The organism is Ruminococcus sporogenes, assembly GCF_054655175.1.
In genome coordinates this window covers 66,091-86,224 of record NZ_BAAHOA010000005.1, presented here as the reverse complement: position 1 = coordinate 86,224, position 20,134 = coordinate 66,091, and the positions used below count along the sequence as shown (strand labels likewise).

Here is a 20,134-nt window from a genome sequence, read left to right as displayed (position 1 = left end):
AAAATTATGTATGAATATGTTTTCGGAGCAAATATACTTGAAAATCTAACAACAGGTATGTATAAAGACTCTAAAGTAAGTTATCGTGAGTATATACAGAATGCTTGCGATCAAATAGATAAAGCCGTAAAATATGGTATTCTTTCTTCTAAACAAGAAGGTCAAATTGAAATATGGCTTGATGAACGCAGAAGGACAATATCTATCGAAGATAATGCAACAGGTATTCCGCAAGCTGATTTTGAAAAGACTCTTGCCAATATTGCTGATTCAAGTAAGAAAATAGGTACTGATAAAGGATTCAGAGGTATCGGAAGATTGTGCGGACTTGCATATTGCAGAGAATTGATTTTTACTTCCACTGCCAAGGATGAGGATATCATTTCAACGATGCATTGCGATGCACAAATGATGCGTGAACTTTTAAGTAGAAATGTGAATGGTGAAAAGTTTACTGCAAGTGAAGTGTTAAAACAAATATTTTCATTTGAATATAAAACTGATTCTTCTGTTACACATGAGCATTGGTTTAAAGTTAAACTTATTGATATTAACGAAGAAAATACAGAATTACTTAAATTTGAAGAAGTAAAGGATTATTTATCATTTACTTCTCCTGTTCCATATAAGAATACGTTTTCGTTTTCAACTGAAATATATCGTCATGCAAAAGAAATAGGATATAAGATAGATGAGTATAATATTAAGTTAAATGGTGAGGATGTTTTCAAAAAATACTCTACACATTTTAAAACAAGCAAGGGTGATGACGAAATCTTTGCTATTGAATTTAAGGATTTTTACGATGACAATGGAAATCTTGCAATGTGGCTTTGGTTTGGATTATCAAGGTTTAAAGCTATTATCTCTAAAGACTGTCAAATGCGAGGAATGCGGCTTAGAAAAGAAAATATTCAGATAGGCAATGAAGATGCCTTACAAAAGCTATTTAAGGAAGACAGAGGACAGCATTATTTCGTTGGAGAATTATTTGCTGTATCGAAAGAGCTTATTCCCAATTCGCAACGTGATTATTTTAATGAAAACCCTAAAAGAGTGTGGTTTGAAAGTCAAATTCGCTGTTATTTTAGAGAAGCACTAACAAAGGTTTATTATGAATGTTCAAATGCTAACAGTTCGTTTAAAAAGATAGATGATTTTCAAAAGAAGGTTACTGAGTATCAGGAAAAAAACGAAAATAACGATTATGTTGATGAAGAGCACATAACACAGGCGACAGAAGCATTAAAGATAGCAGAAGAAAAAGCAAAAGAAGCACAAGCAAAAATCGACAAATTAAAAAATTCTTCTCAGAATACGGATGCAGGTTCAATTCTTACTCGTGTACTTGGTAGAATTGAAAAAGAACGTGAAAGGGACGAAAAAAAAGAGCCAGAATTTAAGATTCATAATACAACGCCAAAAGCTGAAACCAACACTCAGTCTGCGAAGTCAATGCACAGAACAGACAAACTTTCTCGTTGCAGCAAACAAGAACGCAAACTTATTAGTAAGATTTTCAGTATTATAATAAAGAATACTGACGAAGTTATTGCTGAAAATATTATTCAAAAGATAGAGGAAGAATTTAAATGAACCGCAAAGTTTTATTAATTGAACCTAATTACAAGAATAAATATCCGCCTATGGGTTTAATGAAAATAGCAACATATTTTAGAAGATGCGGTGATGATGTACGTTTCTTTAAAGGGGATTTAAAGCAGCTTGCAGCTCGTATTCTTTGTGAGGAGTTTTATACTGAGGTCAATGATATATCATTAGGACGATATTTCCCTAAACTTACTAATTTTATTAAAACAGGCAAATATGTATATCTTGATGAAATTTCAGGCTTTCGTGAGAGTAAATATGAGAATATAATCAAAACATATCGCCAAAGATTTGTTCGTGGTGATTATGCTATATTTGATATTATTGGTGTAACCACTTTATTTACATTCTATTGGAAACAGACCGTCACTACGATTAATCAGGCAAAAAAGTTTTGCAAATCCGACGGAAGAATATTAGTAGGAGGTATAGCATCGTCTATTCTGCCGGAACAAATGTACTTAGACACAGGTGTCCATCCGCATCAGGGATTACTTGATAAACCTGGTGATATTGACGAAGGAAATCCCGATATTATTGATGAACTTCCATTAGATTACTCCATTCTTGAAGAAATTGACTATCAATATCCTGCCAATAATGCATATTTTGGATATATGACTCGTGGATGTATCAGAAAATGTGCTTTTTGTGCGGTATCTCGTTTAGAGCCAAATTATAAAGAATATATCGGTATCAAGCAGCAGCTTGAATATGTTGATCAGCATTTCGGGGCAAGAAAAGACTTACTTTTGATGGACAATAATGTTTTTGCTTCTGCTTGCTTTGATGCTATTATCGATGAGATTAAAGAATGCGGATTCGGTAAGGGAGCAAAATATCATCCTGCAAATGATTATGAGATAGCTATCAAGAACATCGAAGAAGGATACAATTTAAGAGCATACTTAAAAAAAATTGTGTCACTATATGATAAAATTGCAGATAAAATTTCCGATAAGAAGTCAGATGAAGAAGTCGGTGAATTTTACCTTAAACGTGAACAACTCGGATTACTTTTTTCGGAAACAGCAACCAAAGAGGCTGTTATTGAATTTGATGAGATTGCTCGTAACTATTATAATGAATTTTTTAAATTTGGTAGTCGAGTACGTTATATTGACTTTAATCAAGGCGTTGATGCTCGATTAGTTACTGATGAAAAAATGAAAAAACTATCCGAAATTAATATTCGACCGCTTCGTATAGCATTCGACCACTATGAGCAAAAAGATGTCTATATTGCAGCCGTAAGAAAAGCCGCTGAATACGGTATAAAAGACCTGTCAAATTATTTACTGTACAATTTCAGGGATAAACCGGAAGAATTATATTATCGAATGAAAATTAATGTTATGCTTTGTGAAGAACTTAATGTTACAATTTACTCATTTCCTATGAAATATCACCCAATTGATGATCCGGAATTTTATGATAATAGAAATTACATCGGTAAGCATTGGAATAGAAAATTTATTCGTTCAATACAAGCTGTTTTAAATTCTACCAAAGGAAAAATCGGCAGAGGCATTGAATTTTTTGAAGAAGCATTCGGGTGTGATGTTGAAGAGTTTCGGAAAATTTTATGGATGCCAGAAACATTTATAATCTATCGCCGCAAATACGATTCACAGCTTCGTGCAAAGTTATCAGACCGATATACATCCCGATCTGATGAGGATTGTGATTTGGCAAATGAATGGTGGGATAAATTTCAAAAGTTAACTCCTAAAAAGCAGAATACAGCAAAGAAAATTATCGCATTAAATAAATTTGGATGTGGCGATTATAAATGCAGCGACAAAGCTGTTTTAGAGGTATTAGAATACTATAAAATCAAACGTTGAAATGGGTAAATAAGTTGTACGCCTATGTGCAGCTTGTTCTTTTGTTTTGTTGTATTCCTAAAAGTATAAATGAAAAGGCATTGATTAAAACATTTTATAAACTAATTTCCAAACAGTACTATTTGCGATGTGTTGTGTTTAAATATTGTGCTAGTTGCAATTTAAGAGGCGTTCAACCGCAATATTTGTTTTATTTTTTGCAAGTAAGTAGAAAAGAATTTATAAATTTGGCAAAGGGCGATGAGCAATTAAATATTTTAGCTGAAAAGATAGTTGCCTAATTATTATAATTTAACTTATAAATGAGGATAAATTGCATAGAAAATAAGACGTACTTGGCTATCGTTTTTTGCAAACATGGATGTGGCTTTTTTATATTTTATGCAAAACAATTTTAAATACGTATAATGAAATTCCATGTTATGTGTAACCCAACCCCATAAAACTATAAAAAAACGTGTAAAATCTTATTGCATAACCTTGTTAAAAGTGGTATAATAATATCAACAAGGAGAGTGATAATGTGAAACGCAATGCGATAGAACAGCTTTTGATGTGGAAAAACAGCGCTGAACGCAAGCCGCTTGTGCTTAAAGGCGCAAGACAGGTGGGTAAGACCTGGCTGATGGAGGAGTTCGGCAGACTTTATTATGATGACACTTTTTATTTCAACTTTGACGAAGAGGACGAACTGAAATCTATTTTTGAAACGAATAAAAATCCCTACAGGATCATTGAATTGCTTGGACTTATCAAGGGCAGAAAAATCATGCCCGAAAAGCACCTGATTATTTTTGACGAGGTGCAGGAGTGCTCGGCGGCATTAAACTGCCTGAAATACTTTTGTGAAAAGGCAAATGAGTATCACATTATTTCTGCCGGAAGTCTGCTTGGGACGCTGCTTGCTCAGCCAAAGTCATACCCCGTAGGCAAAGTGAATCTGCTTAATATCAGCCCTATGACCTTTGACGAGTTTCTCGCCGCCAATGACGAGGGACTTTACAATTACTACTGCGGTATAAAAAAAAGGCAGCATATTGAAGAGATATTCCACAACAAACTGCTTGACGAATATAACTGTTATTTGATAATAGGCGGTATGCCTGAATGTGTGCAGTCGTGGATAAAGCACAAGGATCCTGCCGAGGTTAGCAGAATCCAGCGGGAGCTTATCGAGCTATATGAAAACGACTTTTCCAAGCATAACGGCAAGGTGAACAGCGGGCGTATTCTTATGGTTTTCCGAAGTATTGTTACTCAGCTTGCCAAGGATAATGAAAAATTTATTTACGGCTGTATAAAAGAGGGCGCAAGGGCGAGGGAATTCGAGGAGGCTATCGAATGGCTTGTTTCGGCAGGAATGGTTCTGCGTATTTACAATGTCAGCAAGCCCGAGCATCCGCTTAATGCTTATAAACAGCTCAATCATTTCAAGCTGTTTATGTTTGATGTGGGACTGCTTAAGCACATGGCGGGTATCAGCAACGAAGCGATTTTGCTGAAGTCCGACTATCAGTTTAAGGGCGCGCTAACGGAAAATTTTGTGTTACAGCAGATAAAATCGCTTTACGACACCGAGCCGAAATACTTTGCGCCCACCCCTGCAAGCGAGATTGATTTTATTGTCCAGGACGGAACGAGCATTGTTCCGATTGAAGTAAATGCAGGGGAAAGCGTAACTTCCGCAAGCTTTAAGAATTATCTGAAAGAATACAAGCCTGAAAAAGCTGTGCGGTTTTCAAAGCTGGGTTATGAGATCAACGACAGCTTTGTTAATATTCCGTTGTATCTTGCCGGGAAAATACGGGATATGACGGAGTGATTCAGCGTACTGAGGATATGTATTTTTAGAAATATAATATAATTACAGCCAACAGCAAACCCGCCGCAGACCGTTAATTTTCAGTCTGCGGCGGGATTTTTATTTTATGTACAGCCTATTCGCAATCTCAAGCATCATCATACAGTAATCAAGTTCTGTTTTCAACGTTGTCTGTAACGGGTCGCCCTCGCGAATCCTCATAGTACGTCTAATTTCCTTGGGAATAACAACTCTTCCCAAATCGTCGATTCTTCTAACAATACCTGTAGCTTTCATTTATATTTTTTCCTCCATTAAATACTTTTTTACTGCCTTTATGCAGTTTATTTCGAATATAATGTAGTATCTGTAAAAAATGTGGAAATATTCAAAGAAAACAGACAATAAAAATCTGTGTAGCTTTAATATTTTGAATTAATTTTATATAATTTACTTTGAAATTTTCGGCTTTTATGCTATAATAAAGCTAATATTATATTTTGGAGGGGAATACTTTTATGTTTTTGAAAAAAATCTCGTCTGTTATCTGTTCCGTTGTTATAGCCGTGACGTCGTTGATATTACCGGTATCGTCAGAAATGCGAGCAGATGAAGGAATGAGAAATATTAGTACAATGCAGCTTGTCAGGGATATGGGGATAGGAATAAATCTTGGCAATACATACGAATCGTGCGGAGACTGGATATCTCAATGGGGCAACGGTACTGTAGAATCATATGAAACGGCGTGGGGGAGTCCGGTAATAACGAAGCAAATTATACAGGGATACGCTCAGGAGGGATTCGGCGTACTCCGTATTCCGGTCGCATGGTCGAATATGATGGGCGGCGATTATACGATAAATGCCGAATATCTTGCGGCTGTAAAAGAGGCGGCGGACTGGGCGCTTGAATGCGGATTGTATGTCATTCTTAATATACATTATGATAACGGATGGTTTTCAGGATTTTCAACGAATAAAAGCGAATGTATGTATAAGTATACAAGAATATGGACTCAGCTTTCCGAAGCTTTCCGGGATTACGGTGATTATTTGATGTTTGAATCTCTGAATGAAGAGGGCTGCTGGGATGATATCTGGGATAGAAACGGAGGGAGTACCGCAAACAAAAAGAAAGCGTTTGATCTATTAAATGAAATTAATCAGAAATTTGTGGATATCGTAAGGAATTCCGGCGGAAACAACGCTAAAAGACATCTCCTTATCGCCGGATATGCAACAGATTTCAAGCTGACCTGCGACAGCCTTTTTAAAATGCCTGAGGATCCTCAGGGCAGGTGTGCGGTTTCAGTACATTATTATACTCCGTCCGTATTCGCTATTCTTGAAGAGGATGCAAGCTGGGGAACTATGCGTGAAACATGGGGAACAGAAGAGGATTTCAAGGAATTGGACTATTATATGGATTTAATGAAAAAAACATATATTGATAAAGGTATTCCTGTTATTATCGGTGAATACGGGTGTCCCAAAAAGAACAAGGATGAAGCGTCTGTCAGATTGTTTTTAAAATCGGTATGCGAGGCGGCATATTCGCGTCAGATGTGTCCGGTGCTTTGGGATATAACCGGACTTCATTATGACCGTAGCACATGTAAAATGATTGATCAGCAGCTTAAATCAGATTTTATGAATATACTTGAATCAACAAAGCTAAGAGGAGATATAAGCGGAAACGGAGAAATTGATTTATATGACGCGATTGAAATTGCAAAATATATCATGGGAATGGTAAGCTTTGATAGCGAACAGTGTGAAATTGCTGATTATGACGGTAACGGAACAGTTGACTTATATGATGCGATAGGAGTAGCAAGATATATTATGGGCATAACCTGATATAAAAATAATTTTGGTCGGCTGCATGATAAAATGCGGCTGACTTTTTTGCCGAATAAGTTGATTATTAATTAAATATATGTTATAATATAAAATCAGTAAAAATTCGGGAGTAGAATATGACTAAATTTCTTATTCAAAAATTTATTAAGAATCCCGACGATATAAATAATTTAAAGGTTCGCCGGAATTACGGGACTTTAAGCAGTGTTGTCGGTATAATATGCAATGTTTTTTTATTTATACTAAAGTATATTATGGGAACGTTATCAGGCTCGATCTCCGTCGTTTCCGACGCCTTTAACAATCTGTCGGACAGCGCAGGCTGCATGGTTACTCTTTTAGGGTATAAATTGGCGTCAAAGCCTGCTGACAAGGATCATCCGTTTGGACACGGACGTATGGAATATCTGACTGCGCTTACGATAGCGGTTCTGATACTGATAGTTGCGTTTGAGCTTTTCAGAAATTCTGTAAATAAAATAATACATCCTGAAAAGCTGACATTCAGTCTGATTGTATTAATTTCGCTGTTAGTATCTATTCTTATAAAGCTTTGGATGTCGTTTTTCAACGCTTTTCTTGGAAAGAAAATCAATTCTTCCGTTATGCTTGCAGCTGCCAAGGACAGCAGAACCGATGTTATAGCCACCTCGGCAACCTGTATTGCAGTTATATCGTCTTTGTATACAAATCTTCCCGTAGACGGAATTATGGGATTGGTTGTATCGCTGTTTATATTCAAGTCGGGTATTGATATTGTAAAAGATACTGTGGATAATCTTTTAGGAAAACCGGTTGACTCGGATATTGTATATGCCATTAAGGAAATGATAGGAGAAAGCGATAAGATTATCGGAATCCATGATCTTGTAGTTCATAATTACGGTCCGGGTAATATGATAGGAAGCCTTCATGCGGAGGTAAAAAGCAATGAGGATTTTGTCTTTGTTCACGATATGATAGACGAGCTTGAAAGAAGGATTCACAGAGAGCTTAATATTCTGATGACTATTCACATGGATCCTATAGAAACCGACAATGAACAGGTTAATTTGTCGCTTGATATGATTAGGAATATTATTTTAGATATAGATCCTTGCCTTCAAATACATGATTTCAGACTTGTTGCCGGAGATACGCATACAAATCTGATTTTTGACATAGTCGTTCCATACGACTGCAAATACAATAATGATGATATAAAAGAGCTTATAGACAAACAGCTTGATAAAATGGAAGATAATTATTATACAGTTATTACTTTTGACAGGGAATATTGATGGGAGGATGGTTGTTTGGGTCCGTTTAAATACAAGGTTATAGCAATTGAAGGCGAATACGCTACAATTAAGCGTATTGACAATGAGACCGCCGATACGATTTTAATAGCTCTTGCTCTGCTGCCTGAGGGGACGGATATAGGAACGGAGCTATTATGGGAGAACCTTGAATATAAGATTATTAATGGAATATAGATAATTTATTATGGAATATAAATTTTGGCAATTTTTATCCATAATTTTCATGAAATGTTACGAAGTAAAAAAACTAAAAAAGCTTGACAAAATGTCAATAAGATGTTATTATAATAACATAACTACAAATATGGAGGAATAAAAATGAAAAAATCTCTGAAAAAAATCATGGCTGGCGTCAGCGCGGCTGCTATGCTCGCTTCAGCTATGCCGATTGCAAGTGCGTTTGCAGAAGAAACAGAAGCGACTTTTTCTGTAAGAGAAGTTTCTGAAGGCGTTGTAATTACTGACTATTCAGATAAGACAGCAGATAAAATCGTTATTCCGTCTGAAATTGACGGTCAGACAGTCGTAGGCGTAGATGACTTTGCTTTCGGTCTTATCAGCAAGAAGGTAACAGTCGTTGTTCCTGAAACTCTGACTGAAGATTATATCAGCAGCCAGGCGTTTATGACAATGGCTATTGTTGACAAGTACATAATCGGTCTTTCACCTGATAAAACTATTAACGGCGTTATCAAGTACTGGGTAAACAGCGTTGCAGGTCTTAACTACAGCGATCAGCAGATTGCCGATGCTATTGCCAGAGCAATGGCTCACATTGGCAATATCGATGTAACTGATCTCACAGTTTCAGAAGCTGCTATTCAGGTTCTCAGAGAAATTGATTCACTCGGATTTTCAGAAACTAACCTGAACCGTCTTGAAGCCGCTTTTTCTCTTATGCCATATGATCTTGTAACACTTGAAGGTCCGGACGGAACAGCCGCTCAGGCATTTGCTAAAACAAAGAATTCTTTGACATACGTTGTAACAGGCGCTTATGAAAGCGGCGACGTTACAATGGACGGTAAGGTTGATCTTTATGACGCAATTGAAATTGCAAAATACATGATGGGAATGGTTGATTTTACTAATGAACAGATCGCTATCGGCGATATGACTGGCGACGGAGTATGCGATCTTTATGACGCAATTGAAGTAGCTAGGACATTAATGTAATTTAATATTAAAAATAAAAAACTCCGGTTATTTTAACCGGAGTTTTTTATTTTTTTAAATAAATCCTGCTTTGATAAATCTGATGATATTCCAAAAAGTAAAAATTTAGTCCTGTTCATTTAATGAACAGGACTTTTCTATTTGGGTTACGGCGTATATTTATATAATGCGGAAGGGTAAAAAACTTGCGGTTAAATTAAATATCAATTTCAGCTTTTTTATAAGGAATATTAATTACTATGTACGAATATAATGTTTTAGCAAGTACAAGTCCGAAATGTAAAAGCGGCGGACTTGGATGAATTTAGGAGGTATATAAATGGATTTAAAGATTAACCGTGAAATGCTTACAGTTTCTGAAAGCATTTTTGACGGAATACAGGAGCAGAGTGTTGAGCTTGATTACATACTGCCGGATTATTTTCCGGATATTTTCAAGCTTGTAAAATGCTGTATAGTTCCGTCTGTTCTTTCATACAGCATAAATGGCGATACTGTTTCATACGAGCTTCAGGCGGATATAAAAATACTATATTGTTCAGAGCAAAGCAATACTCTGCAATGCATTTGTCAGAAGATGACCTTCAATAAAAGTATACAGCTTTCTGAAACTGCTGAAAAGCCCAGCGTAACACTTGTTCCGAAAACAGATCATATTAATTGCCGCGTCGTAAATCAGAGACGTATAGATATGCGGGGTGCGGTTTCGATAAAAATTAAAATAACAGGTGAAAGAACTCAGGAAGTAATCTGCGACATATTCGGAATGAATGCTCAGATGAAAAAGCTTCCTGTAGAATTTGCGGCTAAGAAAATATCTGCATTCAAATCAATTTCTGCGTCTGAAGATTTTGAACTTAATTCTTCTAATCAACCGGTAATAAGCATTATTCGAACCTATTCCGTTATAAATGTGACGGACAAAAAGATAGTGGCAAATAAGCTTGTTTTAAAGGGCGAAGCTTCAGTCTGCGTTTTATATTCATGTGAAAACGGTCTTGAATCTATGAAATTTCCGGTACCTTTCAGTCAGATTGTGGATATGGACGGTCTTGACGAAAGCTTTACGTGCTCGGTTAAGGCGGAAACAGCTTCCTGCGATGTAACTGCGTCTGCGGACAGCAACGGCGACGCAAGAATATTAAAGTGTGAGCTGAGAATAAACGTAAGCTGCAGCGCGGTGAAAAACCTTCCGGCGGAATTAGTTACTGACGTTTATTCAACATCATTTCCATGTGAATTTGCGTCGTCAAGGCTGAAAATAGAACAGGCTCCGGTTGAAATTAACGAGCTTATACAGGAAAAGCTGACAATTGAAAGTGAAAATGGAAATGTTGAGTGTGTATATGATACATGGTGCGTACCGAAAAATATAAATACGGCTGTAAACAATGAGGAAAAAACTCTTGTAGTCAGCGGTATGATCGATTACTGCGTTATGATAAAAAATGAAACCGGTATGCCGGCTATAATTGAAAAGACCGAAGCGTTTGAGCATACAATTCCTGTAAACGGCATTTCTGAAACTTCTTCGGCTGATATAAACGTAACATCTGTTGATTGTTCATATACTATAACGTCTTCAGACAGCATTTCCATTAAAGCTGATCTGAGAATCACAGGAAACGTATTTCTGTCATCATCATGTGAAGCGGTAACCGAGGTCAATTTTGACGGCTCAGTAAAAAAAGTTCGAGACGGAGATTATGCTCTTAAGCTATATTATGGCGTTGAGGGAGAGGATATATGGGAGATAGCTAAGAGATACAGCACTTCTGTCAGATCTATTATGGAAGAAAACGACTTAGACGAAGAACGGTTAACCAAGAGCGGTATGCTGTTGATTCCGATAGTATAATGAAGCGGTTTAATAAAATGTGTATACCGCCGCCGTAAGCGGTATACGCGGTAAAATCTCGGAAATCTCTGTCATGCCGCTGAGGAGGTTTTCGTTTCAAATTATCTGAAGTTTGCGGCAGAACGGAGATTAATATGACAAACGATATTTACAGCGATATTGCCAGCAGAACTGACGGCGACATATATATTGGCGTTGTCGGACCTGTCCGGACAGGCAAATCGACCTTTATTAAAAGGTTTATGGAGTCTCTGGTGATACCTAACATTGAAAGCGATTTTAAGAGGGAACGGGCTGTTGACGAGCTTCCTCAGTCCGCAGCCGGAAAAACTATAATGACGACTGAACCTAAGTTTATTCCGGAAGAGGCGGTTGAAGTAAATCTGGGAGACGGCGCGAGATTCAATGTGAGAATGATAGACTGCGTTGGGTACATAGTTCCCAGCTCAATAGGCTATATAGAAAATTCTTCTCCGAGAATGGTCCAGACGCCGTGGTTTGAGGAAGAGGTTCCGTTTAATATGGCGGCAGAAATAGGTACAAGAAAGGTCATATCCGAGCATTCTACTATCGGTCTTGTGGTTACTACCGACGGAAGTATTTCTGATATTCCCAGGGATGAATATGCCGAGGTTGAAGAGAGGGTTATTAACGAACTGAATGAAATCGATAAGCCGTTTGTGGTTATAATGAACTGCGTTAATCCTCGCTCGGAGGACGCTAAAGCTTTATGCAGCGAGCTTTCTGAAAAATATTCGGCAACCGTAATTCCGGTTAATTGTCTTGAGCTTAATGAACAGGATATTAGGGATATTATTACTCAGGTTCTGTTCGCTTTTCCGATCAAGGAAATAAATATTCGAATGGAAAAGTGGATTACAGGCCTTGAAAAGGGCCATTGGCTAAAAAATGAAGTATTTTCAGCCGTAAGGGAAGCTGCTGAAAACGTCAGGATAGTCAGAGAGGTCAAGAGAGCTGCGGAGCTTATGGGCAAGTGTCAATATGTTGTTGATTCAAGAGTAGCCGATATGAATTTAGGTAAGGGAAGCATTACTATTCAGGTTAGTCTGGACAGCAGTCTGTTCTATAAAATACTTGGAGAGGCTACCGGTATAGAAATAGTTAATGAGAGCGATTTGCTGCCTGTTCTTATGGAGCTTAATAATATTAAGAAGCAATTCATGAAAATTAAGCCTGCGCTTGACGAGGTTGAGGCTACCGGTTATGGAATAGTAATGCCGGATATTGACGAGCTTTCACTTGAAGAACCTGAAATTATTAAACAGGGAGGCAAATACGGAGTTAAGCTCAAGGCCTCCGCTCCGTCGATACATCTGATGAAGGCGGCTATCAATACCACTGTCAGCCCGATTGTCGGAACTGAAAAGCAGAGCGAGGAGCTTGTTATGTATCTGCTTTCCGGATTCGAAGAAAATCCGAAGAAAATCTGGGAATCAAATATTTTTGGAAAATCGCTGCATGAGCTGGTAAACGAAGGACTTCATAATAAGCTTTATAAAATGCCGGTTGAGGCAAGAATGAAGCTTCAGGAAACCTTGCAGAGAGTTATCAACGAGGGCTGCAGCGGACTTATATGCTTTATACTTTGAAAATAATTCAGCGGACATTATATGTCCGCTGTTTTATTTTAAGAGAAAAAAGACGGAATTTCTTCCGCCTTTTTTCCAGTTATTTTTCTTTTCTCTAATCTTGTGCTCTACACGCTAAATATTATATCAAAAAACAGATTAATAAAAAAGAGATAATATGTTAAATTTGTGTTAATAAGCTGATATATTTTTAACAATTATAGTCTATTTGATAATAAAAACTATATTTTTACAGGGACTTTTCACAATGGCAAAAATATGTTATAATAATATCATATTTTTATTTTGATTGGAGAATCATAAATGTTATCAACATTTTATACTGAATTAAAAAGAAAAGCTCTTGAAAAATATTTCGGAAGAATGAACGAACGCCAGAAGGAAGCTGTATTTTCCGTTAAAGGGCCCGTTCTGGTTCTTGCCGGGGCAGGCAGCGGAAAGACTACGGTTATAGTAAACCGTATTGCGAATATGATTAATTTCGGTAACGCTTATTTCGATAGTTCATATCAGGGAAATGAAGACGACTGTCTTTTACTTGAAAATTATTTAAAAGGAGAAGAAGTTAGTTTATCTTCTCTCAGAGACGCTGTTGCACATGAACCGATAAAGCCTTGGAACATTCTGGCAATTACATTTACAAATAAGGCGGCCGGAGAATTAAAGGAGAGACTTTATACAATGCTGGGCGAAGAAGCTTCAGATATCAGGGCTGCGACCTTTCATTCGGCGTGCGTAAGAATCCTGAGACGGGATATTGAAAGGCTGGGTTACCAGAGCAGTTTTACAATTTATGATTCCGACGACAGCCAGAGGGTAATAAAAGCTTGTATGACAGATCTTGGCATATCGGAAAAGCAATTATCGCCAAAGGCTGTTTTATCGGAAATCGGATCTGCTAAGGACAGTCTTTTGAATCCTGACGATTATGAAGAAAGAGTTGGTAAGAATTACAGAAAAACTGTGATTTCAAGGGTTTACAGGGAATATCAGAAAAGATTATTCGCCTCAAACGCAGTGGACTTTGATGATATTATAAATCTTACGGTAAGAATACTCACCGATTATCCCGACGCTCTTGAATATTACCAGAACAGATATAAATATATAATGGTAGACGAATATCAGGATACTAATCACGCTCAGTTCAGGCTGGTAAGTCTTTTGTCGGCAAAGCACAATAATCTGTGCGTGGTGGGAGACGATGATCAGAGTATTTATAAATTCAGAGGGGCTACAATTGAAAATATATTGAATTTTGAAAAGCAATATAATGCTTGCAAGGTAATAAGGCTTGAACAGAATTACCGTTCAACGCAGAATATACTGGACGCGGCAAACTCTGTAATAAAGAATAATTCAGAAAGAAAATCAAAAAAATTATGGACCGACAGCGGTGAAGGCGAAAGGATAGTTTGGTACAGGGCAAGGGACGAGCGTGACGAGGCGTCATTTATAGCCTCCGCTATACTTGAAAGTATAAAAAACGGCGATAAGTTCGGGGACAGCGCGGTTTTATATAGAATGAACGCCCAGTCCAATACTATAGAGCAGGCGTTTGTAAAAAGCGGTATTCCGTATCGTGTATTCGGAGGTATGAGATTTTATGACCGTAAGGAAATTAAGGATTTGACGTCTTATCTTGCAGTCATAAATAATGAAAATGATATACTTAGATTCAGAAGAATAGTCAACGAGCCTAAGAGAGGTATAGGCGACAGTACGTTAAGCCTTATTAACGATATTACATCCGACCTTGGTCTTTCTCCGATAGAAGTAATGAAAAATGCCGGCGATTATCCTTTACTTTCAAAAAAAGCGGGAGTTCTTAAAGCCGCTGCGGAAATGTTTTCTGAATTGCAGTCCGCGTCAGAAGAAATGCCCTTAGATGAATTTTTTGATTTTCTTCTGGAGCGAACCGGTTATCTCGAATATATGAAAAGTCTCGGAGACGACGGATTAACGAAGTTAGAGAATATCAGCGAATTAAAATCTACAATTGTTTCATATATTAGTGAAAGCGACGAACCGTCCTTAAATGAATTCCTTGAGGAAATATCGCTGTATACCGACCTTGATAAAATGGACGCCGATACCGACGCTGTAGTTATGATGACGGTTCATTCAGCAAAAGGACTTGAATTTAATAATGTATTTGCAATAGGTATGGAGGACGGTATTTTCCCAAGCGGCAGATGTCTTAACAGTGATTCGGAAATTGAAGAAGAACGCAGACTGGCTTATGTCGCTATTACAAGAGCCAGAAAAAGACTATATTTAAGCAGCGCTGCACAAAGAATGCTTTTTGGAACCACGCAGCGGAATACAACCTCCAGATTTATCAGAGAAATAGATAAGACTCTTATAGACAAGCATGATAACACAATTATTGCCAAAACAGATAAGCCGCCTGTTACAAACGCAAGCTCGTCTATATCGTTGCAGCAGCAAATCGCTAAGATCAAAACGGCGAAACCGTCTGATTCACCTGCAAATACCGTTTATTCAGTCGGGGAAAAGGTAATGCATAATATATTCGGAGAGGGAACTATTCTAAGCGTTAAGAAAATGGCAAACGACGCAATGCTGGAAATTGCCTTCGATAAGGTAGGAACGAAAAAAATTATGGCTAATTTTGCGAAAATAAAGAAGTGCTGATAAATTTAATAGGATAAACATGTGATTAAAAAGCACAACAGATAGGTTAATACTATATAAATATGATGAATTTTAATTGACATATAAAGAGTATTATGTTAAAATGATAGTACTATTATGAAAAACGGAAGGAGTTTGAAAATATGAAATTTTCAGACGGATTTTGGCTTAATCAAAGGGGTTTTAACGTGAATTATGCCGTTATGGCCTATGAAATAACGACAACTCCTAATTCAATAACAGTTTTTGCAACCTCTTCGGCGATTTATAACAGAGCTATGACTCTTGGCGGAGTTACCTTTGAGATCACTTATAAATCAACTGCTCCGGACGTTATTAAGGTGTCTGTTGTTCATCATAAGGGAACTTTGAAAAATGCTCCTAAATTTGAGCTTAATGAAGATCAGGGCTATATTCCGGAGATAAAGACCGGAGAAGATTTTGCTGAGATGACTTCCGGCAGCACTAAGGTGAGAATAAAGAAAGGCTTTGACTGGGACGTTGAATTCAGCTATAAGGGAAAACGTCTTACCGGCGGAGCATGGAGAGCTACGTCTTATATTGAAGAAAATCAGTTCAGAGCCGATAACCGTATCAACAGCATGCGGGACGACAGCTTTTGGAGCTATCCGGCAGACGAGCATAACACATATATAAGAGAGCAGCTTACTCTCGGTATAGGAGAATGTATTTACGGATTTGGTGAAAAATTTACTACCTTTGTTAAAAACGGTCAGAACGTTGAAATGTGGAATTCCGACGGAGGCACTTGCTCTGACCAGAGCTATAAATGCGTTCCTTTTTACATTTCATCTAACGGATACGGAGTTTTTGTCAACAGTTCCGATAAGGTTTCCTATGAAATTGCGTCTGATACCGTGTCTAAGGTTTCAATAACCGTTCCGGGCGAGGAAATTGAATATTTTGTTATCGGCGGAGAAAATCTGCACGAGGTATTGTCAAATTATACGACGCTTACGGGAAAACCTGCCTTGCCTCCGGCCAAAACGTTCGGTCTGTGGCTGTCTACGTCGTTCACTACAACCTATGACGAAGAAACGATAACGTCGTTTATAGACGGAATGGCCGAGAGGGATATTCCTCTTCAGATGTTTCACTTTGACTGCTTTTGGATGAAGGGATACGAGTGGTGTAATTTCGATTGGGATAAAACTCAGTTCCCGGATCCTCCGGCTATGCTCAAAAGGCTTAAGGAAAGAGGGCTGGGCATATGCGTATGGATCAATCCGTATATAGCGCAGCGTTCAAGTCTGTTTGACGAGGGAGTTAAAAACGGCTACTTTATTAAAAATACAGACGGAAGCGTTTTTCAGTGTGATATGTGGCAGCCGGGCATGGCTATTGTCGATTTTACAAATCCTGAGGCATGCGAATGGTATGCGTCAAAAATACGCGCTTTATGCGATATGGGAGTAACTGCGATAAAAACTGACTTTGGCGAAAGAATACCTACAAAGGTGAAGTATTTCAGCGGTGAAGATCCTGTTAAAATGCATAATTATTACACATATTTATACAATAAGCTTGTTTTTAATGTTCTTAAGGATTATTACGGAGAGAATCAGGCTTGTCTGTTTGCCAGAAGCGCAACGGCCGGCGGACAGCAGTTCCCGGTTCATTGGGGCGGCGATTGTTCAGCCGAATATTCTTCAATGGCAGAAACTCTCAGAGGCGGTCTTTCGCTCTGTGCGTCCGGTTTCGGATATTTTAGTCATGATATCGGCGGTTTTGAGGCTACCGCATCTCCTGACGTTTATAAAAGATGGTGCGCGTTCGGTCTGATGTCAACTCACAGCCGTCTGCACGGTTCAACCTCTTACAGGGTTCCGTGGGCTTATGAGGATGATACTCCCGAAAACCCTGAAAACGCTTGCGCAGTACTTAGGTTCTTTACAAAGCTTAAGGGCAGACTTATGCCGTATTTGTTCTCGCAGGCTGTCAAGACATCGTCTACCGGCGTTCCTATGATGAGAGCCATGGTTATAGATTTCGCGGAAGATCCGGCTTGTCTTTTCCTTGACAGACAATATATGCTGGGTGATAATCTCCTTTGCGCTCCGGTTCTCAGTGAAGACGGAGTGGTTCAGTATTATCTTCCGGAAGGAAAGTGGACCGATATTATTACCGGAGAAACTATTGAGGGCGGAAGATATGTAAAGAAGAAATGTTCATATCTGGAAATGCCTGTATTAGCTAAGCCCGGATCTATTATTGTTTACGGCGATTTTAACAACAGCTTTGAATATGATTATATTAATAATGCAAACGCGGTTATATATAATCTTGAGGACGGAAAATCGTCGGAGACTGAGGTTTATGATATTGACGCCAATAGGGTTATGTCTATGAAGGCCGAAAGAAACGGAAATGAGATCTGCGTAACTTATACAAGCGGCAGAGCATTTAAAATCACGGCAGAGGGTAAGGTCTTTGACGCGCCGGCTGCCGATAACGGTCAGATTATTATTAATTTATAATCAGGAGAGACGACTCTCTCCTGATAAACGGAGTTTTGAAATGGGCAAAAATGAAATAGATTATATTTGGACGGACAAAAAGCGTACTCTTTTCGGACTTCCGCTTTCGTTTACAAGATATTTTCTTACGGAAAATAAATTTATTACAAGAGTTGGTCTACTTAGTCTTGCGGAGGATGAGCTCGATTTATATACTGTGACAGACAAAAAGCTGATGCTTCCTTTGAAACAGAGAATATTCGGTTGCGGAACTATTATATTGTATGTCAGAGATACGGATACGCCTATCAAGGAAATAAAATCCGTTAAGGCTCCAAGAAAGGTATTGGAGCAGCTTGATAAATATATTAATATACAGCGCGACCGTTACAGAACGAGAGGCCGGGATATGATAGGATATGACGTTCATGATTGCGACGATCACGAAGACGATTACAACTGAATGAAATTATTTTAAAAGAGATGTGGAAAAATGCTTGAATTTATAACTGAAAAAGAAACCTGCTGGGAAAAGCTTCAAAAGGAACACCGTCCGGTTTATATTTACGGAATGGGGGACGGAGCTATTAAAATTATGTCAGTATTTAAAAAATACGGAATAAAAACAGCAGGAATTTTTGCAAGCGACGATTTCGTAAGAGGGCATTATTTTCAGGGCTTTAGGGTTATGAGGCTTTCTGAGGTAGAGGAGCGTGAATCCGATTTTGCAGTAGTACTGGCATTTGCTGCCGGATATGAAGAGCTTGTAGACAGAATAAAAATGATTGGAAAAAAGCATAAGCTATATGTGCCGGACGTGCCTGTTATCGGCAGCGGTTTGTTTACATATGAGTATTGCGTAAGAAACGCTGATAAACTTCAGGAGGTCTACGAGCTTCTTGCAGATAATTATTCAAGAAAGGTTTTCGCGTCAATTATTAATTTTAAAATCAGCGGAGATATAAGTCATCTTGAAAATATAACCGCGACAAAAACTGAGATTTACCGTGATATAATTAAGCCGAATCTGAATGAGCATTATGTTGATCTTGGAGCATATAATGGAGATACAATATTGGAAATGCTTGAAATTACACGTAACAGATATGTTCGGATTTACGCTATGGAGCCAGACAGGAAAAACTTCAAAAAGCTCTGTAAAAATATTGAAGGAAAAAATCATATTTACGCATACAATAACGCTGCCTGGTGTATTGATACTCAGCTTCCGTTCAGTGCAAAATCAGGGAGACAGTCTTCAATTGCTGCTAGCAGAGGAACAAAATATATTGAGGGTAGGTCGGTAGACAGTATTCTTAACGGAAATGAAGCTACGCTTATAAAAATGGATGTTGAAGGAGCAGAGCGGGAAGCGCTCTGGGGCGCATGTCAGACTATAGCGAGATATAATCCCAGGCTTATGGTAGCCCTCTATCACAGAAATGAAGATTTATTTGAGCTTCCGTTGCTTGTGCATAAGCTTAATTCCAAATATAAGCTCTATATACGCCATCAGCTTTATATACCTGCATGGGAAACAAATTTATATGCAGTTATATGATAAAATAAATATTGTTTTATTAGGAAAATATAATGTAAAATCAGTTGGGGAAATAACTAAAACAGCCGATTCAATTTAATGTTGAACCGGCATTTTTTCTAATTAATATCTTCTTTCAAAAAATATTGACATAAATAATTTTATAAGGACGATTTCAGTATTATTTCTGAATACTTTGAGAATGGGCTACATGGTAGGTATTAACATTCCAAGAAGATACATACGGCATTTAAACATGCTGAAAGGATGATAAAATTAATGGGGCGGGAAAAACAATCCGGCTCCATTGTTTTTAAAACGCCTCATCAGCCAAATGATAACTGAAAGACATAACGCAATATTATTTAAGAAATTTTTAAATATCAATAT

13 protein-coding genes and 1 pseudogene are annotated in these 20,134 nt (G+C 37.8%); 13 read left to right on the top strand and 1 reads right to left on the bottom strand.

Annotated elements, in window-relative coordinates; genetic code table 11:
• Window positions 1–6 precede the first annotated feature (6 nt).
• From ACYQ0N_RS14510 to ACYQ0N_RS14500, 3 genes are all read left to right on the top strand, one after another.
• On the top strand, window positions 7–1,596 hold the full coding sequence (locus ACYQ0N_RS14510) for an ATP-binding protein (protein WP_177533204.1): 1,590 nt from the start codon (window positions 7–9) through the stop codon (window positions 1,594–1,596).
• A complete protein-coding gene (locus tag ACYQ0N_RS14505) occupies window positions 1,593–3,458 on the top strand; it encodes a radical SAM protein (RefSeq protein WP_177533205.1) in 1,866 nt (621 codons plus the stop codon). The genes ACYQ0N_RS14510 and ACYQ0N_RS14505 overlap by 4 nt, the downstream gene beginning before the upstream one ends.
• Window positions 3,459–3,981: 523 nt before the next feature.
• The gene (locus ACYQ0N_RS14500) at window positions 3,982–5,280 is read left to right on the top strand and encodes an ATP-binding protein (RefSeq protein ID WP_460163085.1); all 1,299 of its coding nucleotides are present in this window, start codon (window positions 3,982–3,984) and stop codon (window positions 5,278–5,280) included.
• A gap of 171 nt (window positions 5,281–5,451) precedes the next feature.
• Here the strand turns inward: ACYQ0N_RS14500 and ACYQ0N_RS14495 are convergent.
• A pseudogene (locus ACYQ0N_RS14495) lies at window positions 5,452–5,556 on the bottom strand (AbrB/MazE/SpoVT family DNA-binding domain-containing protein); the annotation flags it as partial.
• Between the two features lie 221 nt (window positions 5,557–5,777).
• On the opposite strand from ACYQ0N_RS14495, the gene ACYQ0N_RS14490 reads away from it, so the two are divergent.
• The 10 genes from ACYQ0N_RS14490 (at window position 5,778) to ACYQ0N_RS14445 (ending at window position 19,765) form a co-directional block, all read left to right on the top strand.
• Window positions 5,778–7,121 carry a cellulase family glycosylhydrolase gene (locus ACYQ0N_RS14490; RefSeq protein WP_460163084.1) on the top strand — a complete coding sequence of 448 codons (1,344 nt, stop codon included), beginning with the start codon at window positions 5,778–5,780 and terminating at the stop codon, window positions 7,119–7,121.
• Between the two features lie 119 nt (window positions 7,122–7,240).
• Window positions 7,241–8,404, top strand: a complete 1,164-nt coding sequence (locus tag ACYQ0N_RS14485; RefSeq protein ID WP_460163083.1) for a cation diffusion facilitator family transporter — start codon at window positions 7,241–7,243, stop codon at window positions 8,402–8,404.
• 15 nt (window positions 8,405–8,419) lie between these two features.
• Window positions 8,420–8,599 carry a hypothetical protein gene (locus ACYQ0N_RS14480; RefSeq protein WP_177533209.1) on the top strand — a complete coding sequence of 60 codons (180 nt, stop codon included), beginning with the start codon at window positions 8,420–8,422 and terminating at the stop codon, window positions 8,597–8,599.
• A gap of 144 nt (window positions 8,600–8,743) precedes the next feature.
• Window positions 8,744–9,601: a dockerin type I repeat-containing protein gene (locus tag ACYQ0N_RS14475; RefSeq protein WP_460163082.1), complete on the top strand. Its 858-nt coding sequence runs from the start codon at window positions 8,744–8,746 to the stop codon at window positions 9,599–9,601.
• Between the two features lie 319 nt (window positions 9,602–9,920).
• A complete protein-coding gene (locus tag ACYQ0N_RS14470; RefSeq protein WP_460163081.1) occupies window positions 9,921–11,459 on the top strand; it encodes a DUF3794 domain-containing protein in 1,539 nt (512 codons plus the stop codon).
• Window positions 11,460–11,593: 134 nt separating this feature from the next.
• Window positions 11,594–13,069, top strand: coding sequence for a stage IV sporulation protein A (spoIVA, locus tag ACYQ0N_RS14465; RefSeq protein ID WP_460163080.1), 1,476 nt, complete (start codon window positions 11,594–11,596; stop codon window positions 13,067–13,069).
• 303 nt (window positions 13,070–13,372) lie between these two features.
• Window positions 13,373–15,727: an ATP-dependent helicase gene (locus ACYQ0N_RS14460; RefSeq protein ID WP_460163079.1), complete on the top strand. Its 2,355-nt coding sequence runs from the start codon at window positions 13,373–13,375 to the stop codon at window positions 15,725–15,727.
• A gap of 143 nt (window positions 15,728–15,870) precedes the next feature.
• Window positions 15,871–18,225, top strand: a complete 2,355-nt coding sequence (yicI, locus tag ACYQ0N_RS14455; protein WP_460163078.1) for an alpha-xylosidase — start codon at window positions 15,871–15,873, stop codon at window positions 18,223–18,225.
• Between the two features lie 40 nt (window positions 18,226–18,265).
• On the top strand, window positions 18,266–18,667 hold the full coding sequence (locus tag ACYQ0N_RS14450; RefSeq protein WP_177533215.1) for a PH domain-containing protein: 402 nt from the start codon (window positions 18,266–18,268) through the stop codon (window positions 18,665–18,667).
• Between the two features lie 30 nt (window positions 18,668–18,697).
• On the top strand, window positions 18,698–19,765 hold the full coding sequence (locus ACYQ0N_RS14445) for an FkbM family methyltransferase (protein WP_177533216.1): 1,068 nt from the start codon (window positions 18,698–18,700) through the stop codon (window positions 19,763–19,765).
• The last annotated feature ends 369 nt before the right edge of the window (window positions 19,766–20,134 follow it).

Excerpts from the sequence above, each read along its gene's own strand:
- ACYQ0N_RS14450 (WP_177533215.1), top strand. The coding sequence starts at position 18,266 with ATGGGCAAAAATGAAATAGATTATATTTGGACGGACAAAAAGCGTACT.
- ACYQ0N_RS14445 (WP_177533216.1), top strand. The coding sequence starts at position 18,698 with ATGCTTGAATTTATAACTGAAAAAGAAACCTGCTGGGAAAAGCTTCAA.
- ACYQ0N_RS14475 (WP_460163082.1), top strand. The coding sequence starts at position 8,744 with ATGAAAAAATCTCTGAAAAAAATCATGGCTGGCGTCAGCGCGGCTGCT.
- ACYQ0N_RS14505 (WP_177533205.1), top strand. The coding sequence starts at position 1,593 with ATGAACCGCAAAGTTTTATTAATTGAACCTAATTACAAGAATAAATAT.
- yicI (WP_460163078.1), top strand. The coding sequence starts at position 15,871 with ATGAAATTTTCAGACGGATTTTGGCTTAATCAAAGGGGTTTTAACGTG.
- ACYQ0N_RS14485 (WP_460163083.1), top strand. The coding sequence starts at position 7,241 with ATGACTAAATTTCTTATTCAAAAATTTATTAAGAATCCCGACGATATA.
- ACYQ0N_RS14460 (WP_460163079.1), top strand. The coding sequence starts at position 13,373 with ATGTTATCAACATTTTATACTGAATTAAAAAGAAAAGCTCTTGAAAAA.
- ACYQ0N_RS14470 (WP_460163081.1), top strand. The coding sequence starts at position 9,921 with ATGGATTTAAAGATTAACCGTGAAATGCTTACAGTTTCTGAAAGCATT.
- ACYQ0N_RS14510 (WP_177533204.1), top strand. The coding sequence starts at position 7 with ATGTATGAATATGTTTTCGGAGCAAATATACTTGAAAATCTAACAACA.
- ACYQ0N_RS14490 (WP_460163084.1), top strand. The coding sequence starts at position 5,778 with ATGTTTTTGAAAAAAATCTCGTCTGTTATCTGTTCCGTTGTTATAGCC.
- spoIVA (WP_460163080.1), top strand. The coding sequence starts at position 11,594 with ATGACAAACGATATTTACAGCGATATTGCCAGCAGAACTGACGGCGAC.